The 4,951-nt window shown below is 68.7% G+C and carries 6 protein-coding genes; 4 read left to right on the forward strand and 2 right to left on the reverse strand.

The window, feature by feature from the left end; genetic code table 11:
- Window positions 1-347 precede the first annotated feature (347 nt).
- Entirely contained in the window at window positions 348-1,718 is a 1,371-nt protein-coding gene (locus FXO23_RS50175; RefSeq protein WP_246258650.1) for a TrkH family potassium uptake protein, read from the forward strand.
- A complete protein-coding gene (locus tag FXO23_RS50180) occupies window positions 1,711-2,376 on the forward strand; it encodes a potassium channel family protein (RefSeq protein WP_158896239.1) in 666 nt (221 codons plus the stop codon). Before FXO23_RS50175 ends, FXO23_RS50180 begins: the two co-directional genes overlap by 8 nt.
- Window positions 2,377-2,428: 52 nt before the next feature.
- On the opposite strand, the gene FXO23_RS50185 is transcribed toward FXO23_RS50180, so the two are convergent.
- Both FXO23_RS50185 and FXO23_RS50190 read right to left on the reverse strand, forming a co-directional pair.
- Window positions 2,429-2,878 carry a DUF6653 family protein gene (locus FXO23_RS50185; protein WP_246258653.1) on the reverse strand — a complete coding sequence of 150 codons (450 nt, stop codon included), beginning with the start codon at window positions 2,876-2,878 and terminating at the stop codon, window positions 2,429-2,431.
- 1 nt (window position 2,879) lies between these two features.
- On the reverse strand, window positions 2,880-3,326 hold the full coding sequence (locus FXO23_RS50190; protein WP_179957099.1) for a MarR family transcriptional regulator: 447 nt from the start codon (window positions 3,324-3,326) through the stop codon (window positions 2,880-2,882).
- A 151-nt stretch (window positions 3,327-3,477) separates the two neighbouring features.
- Here FXO23_RS50190 and FXO23_RS50195 point away from each other — a divergent pair, with 151 nt between their 5' ends.
- Window positions 3,478-4,419, forward strand: coding sequence for a glycosyltransferase (locus FXO23_RS50195; protein WP_246258656.1), 942 nt, complete (start codon window positions 3,478-3,480; stop codon window positions 4,417-4,419).
- Window positions 4,420-4,435: 16 nt separating this feature from the next.
- Window positions 4,436-4,738, forward strand: a complete 303-nt coding sequence (locus FXO23_RS52150; RefSeq protein ID WP_246258659.1) for a glycosyltransferase — start codon at window positions 4,436-4,438, stop codon at window positions 4,736-4,738.
- Window positions 4,739-4,951: the final 213 nt, after the last annotated feature.

Consider the following 4,951-nt stretch of genomic DNA (forward strand, 5'->3'; position numbering starts at 1 on the left):
CCGGCCAGCAGGAACAGCAACGCGGTGGACAGGACAGTGCGGGCCGCGACCCCGGACAAGGACACGCTGACCAACAGCACAACGCCGAACGCCAGCACCAAGGCCACGCCAGTCCCCCTACCCGAGTCGTCCGCCTACCCCGTTCGAGGCAGGCGTGCCGACCAGACTTCCCGGCGCTCCAGCCCGTAAAGATGCCGCAAAGGCCAGGCAGAGGCAAACCGCCTTACCGACCCAGTTCGGTCACCGTCGCGGTTACGCCCTGCCACCTGCGGTTCCGCCAGAGTGATCGTCACCACAGACCGTGTTAAGGCCGGATTTATGCCGCTCTGCCCGTACGCTGTGGCGTCGTGGCGGTGGTCGGCTTCCTGCGCAGAGCGTGGCGGCGGCTGTTCCTGCAGTTCGTGCACCCGGTCCGGGTGGTCGTGGTCGCCTTCGGCTCCGCCCTGCTGATCGGCGCGGTGCTGCTGTCGCTGCCGGTGGCGGCCGAGTCCGGTACCGGCTCGGCGCTGGTGACGGCGCTGTTCACCGCCGCGTCCGCGGTGTGCGTCACCGGGCTGGTCGTGGTGGACACCGCCGGGCACTGGTCGGGCTTCGGGGAACTGGTCATCCTTATGCTGATCCAGCTCGGTGGGTTCGGGGTCATGACGTTGGCGTCGCTGTTCGGGCTGATGATCAGCGGCCGGATGCGGTTGCGCACCCGGCTGCTGGCCCAGGCCGAAACCAAGAGCGTCGGCCCCGGCGCGGCCCGGCAGGTCGTGCTCGGAGTGGTACGGACCAGCCTGCTCTGCGAGGTGGTGACCGCGCTGATCCTGACCGTCCGGTTCGCCACCGGATACGACGAGCCGTGGGGACGCGCGATCTACCTCGGGGTGTTCCACGCGGTCTCGTCGTTCAACAACGCCGGGTTCGCGCTGTGGCCGGACAGCCTGGTCCGCTTCGCCACCGACCCGTGGATCTGCCTGCCGATCGCGGTCGCCGTCCTCGCCGGCGGGCTCGGGTTCCCGGTGTTGTGGGAGCTGCGCCGCCAGTGGCGGTCTCCGCGCCGGTGGTCGTTGCACACCAAGATCACTCTCGGCATGAGCGCCCTGCTCCTCGTCGTGGGCACCGTGGTGATCACCGCGGCGGAATGGAACAACGACAAAACCCTCGCCGCGCTGTCGGTGCCGGGACGGTTGCTGGCCGGGTTCTTCCAGGCCGTGATGCCGCGCACGGCGGGGTTCAACAGCGTCGACGTCGCCGGGATGCACACCGAGACCTGGCTGTCGATGGACCTGCTGATGTTCATCGGCGGCGGCAGCGCCGGTACCGCGGGCGGTATCAAGGTCACCACGTTCGCGTTGCTCGGATTCGTGCTCTGGGCCGAGCTGCGCGGCGAGCCGCGGGTGAACGTGCTGCGCCGCCGCCTGCCCGACGACGTCCAGCGCCAGGCCTTGACCATCGCGCTGCTGAGCGTGGGCGTGGTGATCGGCTGCACCTGGACCCTGCTGACCCTCACCGGCTTCTCGATCGACAAGGTGCTGTTCGAAGTCGTCTCGGCCTTCGCGACCGTCGGATTGTCTACCGGAATCACCGCCGACCTGGGCGGGGTCGGTCATGTCATGCTGACCGTGTTGATGTTCATCGGCCGGCTCGGCCCGCTCACGCTCGGCGCCGCGCTGGCGCTGAGGTCGCGGCCGCGCCGCTACGAGTTACCGGAGGAGCGACCCATCGTTGGCTGAGCACAAACGAGATTCCGGCGTCGTCGTGATCGGCCTCGGCCGGTTCGGCACCTCCCTGGCCGTCGAGCTGGCCGAACGCGGCATCGACGTGCTCGGCATCGACCGCAGCTCGCGGATCGTGCAGGCCCTCTCGGGCAGCCTCACCCAGGTCGTAGTCGCCGACTCCACCGATCTCGAGGCGATGCGCCAGCTCGGCGTCCACGAATTCTCCCGCGCCGTGGTGGCGATCGGCACCGAACTCGAAGCCAGCATCCTCACCGCCTCGCTGCTGATCGATCTCGGCATCGACGACATCTGGGCCAAGGCCATCAGCCGCGAGCACGGCAAGATCCTGGAACGGCTCGGCGTCCACCACGTGGTGCTGCCCGAACACGACATGGGCGAACGCGTCGCCCACCTGGTCACCGGGCGGATGCTCGACTACATCGAGTTCGAGGACAACTTCGCCATGGTCAAAACCATGGCACCCACCTTCGCCATCGGGAAATCACTCGGGGAATCCGGAATCCGCAGCAAGTACGGGGTCACCGTGGTGTGCCTCAAACGCCGCGGCCAGGACTTCACCTACGCCACCGCCGACACCGTCGTCCTCCCCGGCGACACCCTCATCGTCGCCGGCACCACCCGCCAGACCGAGCAGTTCGCCGACCTCACCTGACCGATTGGCGTTCACGACGACGTATCTCCTGCGCACAACGCGAACGGTCAGGTCAACGGTCCCGTCGATTGGGGGTGCTGCCGCGCTGGTGACGGTCGTAGTAGGTGGCCATGAGCCGCCAGTAGACCAGCAGCAGCGCCATCTGGACCGCGGTGGCACCGGCTGCCGGTGCGGCGCGGCGGCGCCGGGCGGCGACGAGTGCGGTGATGCCGGCCAGCGTGGCCGCCGCATTGACCGCCATCGCGGTATCCCGGGGCCGTTCGGTGATCCACAGCTCTTCGCCGAGCATCGCCCGGGTAGACCAGGCGTGCTCGTGCGCGGGTTTCGGGAAAACGACCGGGTTGACGGCCATCCAGGCACCGATGATCGCGGCGTGGCTCCACCGCCGTGTCCACAGTGGAACCAGCACCAGCGGGGTACTCAGCCACCGGGTCCAGGCACTCCACGGGTTGGAGTGCCGGGCGAAGACCGCGCGCCGGAGGTCGGCGAAACGGCGAGACATGTCAGGCACCGTCCTTCCGGTCCACGCGCCAGCGTTCGATCACCGCGGGCAACTCGCGCAGGACGTGGTCATAGAAATCCCACATTTCGGCCAGGCGCCGCCCGGCAAGACTGTCCGCACCGGTAGCGTCGATACCGCGCTGCGCGGCTTCCTGCATCATCCGCACCACCGCGTTCTGGGTGGACATCAGCCGCGCCCAGCCATCGTCGGGGAAGCGGTAGTGCTCGCGCCGACTGCCCGGAGCGGGCACACGTTCGATCAAGCCGACCGCGTCCAGCGACTTGATCGCGGTGGACACCGAACCCGGACTAACCGCGAGCTGCTCGGCGATCTCGCCCGCGGTGATGGTCTCCTGCTCGGTGAACAACAGCGCCCCGAGCACCCGGGCGGTCATCCGCTGCAACCCGTACTTGGTCAAGGTGAGCGCGAATTCTTCCGCCGCGGTCATGTCTGCCACACCAGCCCCATCGCAACCTCCTCGATGCCTTCCCCACACCGTAGTTTTGGGTGTTCTGACTTTTCCGAAAACTCAGTATAGTCTCGGTTGTGTGGACACGGCCCCGCAGGCCCTGGCAGTCCATGCAGGCAAAGGGGGAGCGATGAAAGTCCTGATTCTCACGCACGGGACCCGTGGGGACGTGCAGCCGTTCGCGGCGCTGGCGCACGCTCTGCACCGTGCCGGTCATGATCCGGTGCTCGCCGCGCCGACTGGGACGCTGGCGGTGGCCGAGTCGCACGGTGTGCGCTGTACTCCCTTGGACGACGGGCCGAACCGGCTGATGGGTGATCCCGAGGTCCGTGCGGCGATGGACACCAACTACCGCGGCCTGCGCGGCAAGCGGATCGCCGTGCAGGTGCTGCGCAAGAGTGCCCCGTTGATGGCCCGCGTCCTCGACGACATGGCCGCCGCAGCCGAGGCCGGTGCCGATCTCGTGGTGCATCAGGTCGGCATCCCCGGCCACGAGGTCGCCGAACGGCTCGGCGTGCCGGCCGTTCCCGTCTGCCTGCAACCGGTCTGGGTTCCTACGCGTTCCTTCGCCAATCCGATGATCCCGGTCCGGCTGCCCAGGGCGCTCAACCGCGCCTCGTACCTGCCGATCCGGGTCGCGCTGCACGCTTTCCCCCGGATCACCGCCCGCTGGCGCACTTACACCCTCGGCCTGCCCCGCCGGCGCGGGCACCGCAACGTCCTGCGCCGTCCGGACGGTACTTCGGCGACGGTGTTGCAAGGCTTCAGCCGGCACCTGCTGCCGACTCCCCTGGATTACCCGGAGTCGGTGCACACCACCGGATTCTGGTTCCTGCCCACCGCGCCGGACTGGACACCACCGCAGCAGTTGTCCGACTTCCTGGCCGCCGGACAGCCGCCTGTCTACATTGGATTCGGCAGTATGACCGGCACCGATCCACAGGCCCGCGGCCGGCTGGTCATCGAGGCCGTCCGCCGGGCTGGCGTCCGCGCGGTGATCGTGTCCGGGTGGGGCGGCATTCAGGCGGTCGAACCCGACGAGGACGTGCTCTGCCTCGACCAGGTCGCATGATTGGCTGTTTCCCCGCATGGCCGCGATCGTCCATCACGGCGGGGCGGGAACTACCGGCGCCGCGCTGGCTTCCGGCCGCCCGCAGGTCGTGTGTCCCTTCGTCGCCGACCAACCTTTCTACGCCCGGCACCTGCACGCCAGCGGCGTGGCGGCCGCGCCGCAACCCCAGCACCGGCTCACCCCCGACGGCCTCGCCCACGCCGTCCGCCTCGCCGTCACCAGCCGCGCCATGGCCAGCCATGCCGAGGAGTTCGGCCACCGCATCCGCGCCGAGAACGGAGTCACCACCGCCGTGCGCATCCTGGAATCGCTGCCTTGACCGACGTCATCCGCCGCAGCAGCTGCTGATCCTGGACGACCCGCGGCCGACCGGCATCCTCTGCGACCCCCGCCTGGTCGCTGGCACGATCGTGGTCGAAAGGCTCGACCACGTGCAGGAATTGAGCCGTCAGTCGTGGTCTTCTATCCGCACGGTGCCCGCGGTTCCGTCGATGGTGATCAGCTGGCCGGTGGTGATTTCGTGGGTGGCGTT

The organism is Amycolatopsis anabasis (assembly GCF_009765355.1).
GTDB classification, from domain to species: domain Bacteria; phylum Actinomycetota; class Actinomycetes; order Mycobacteriales; family Pseudonocardiaceae; genus Amycolatopsis; species Amycolatopsis anabasis.

Excerpts from the sequence above, each read along its gene's own strand:
- FXO23_RS50185 (WP_246258653.1), bottom strand. The coding sequence starts at position 2,878 with ATGTCTCGCCGTTTCGCCGACCTCCGGCGCGCGGTCTTCGCCCGGCAC.
- FXO23_RS50190 (WP_179957099.1), bottom strand. The coding sequence starts at position 3,326 with ATGACCGCGGCGGAAGAATTCGCGCTCACCTTGACCAAGTACGGGTTG.
- FXO23_RS50195 (WP_246258656.1), top strand. The coding sequence starts at position 3,478 with ATGAAAGTCCTGATTCTCACGCACGGGACCCGTGGGGACGTGCAGCCG.
- FXO23_RS52150 (WP_246258659.1), top strand. The coding sequence starts at position 4,436 with ATGGCCGCGATCGTCCATCACGGCGGGGCGGGAACTACCGGCGCCGCG.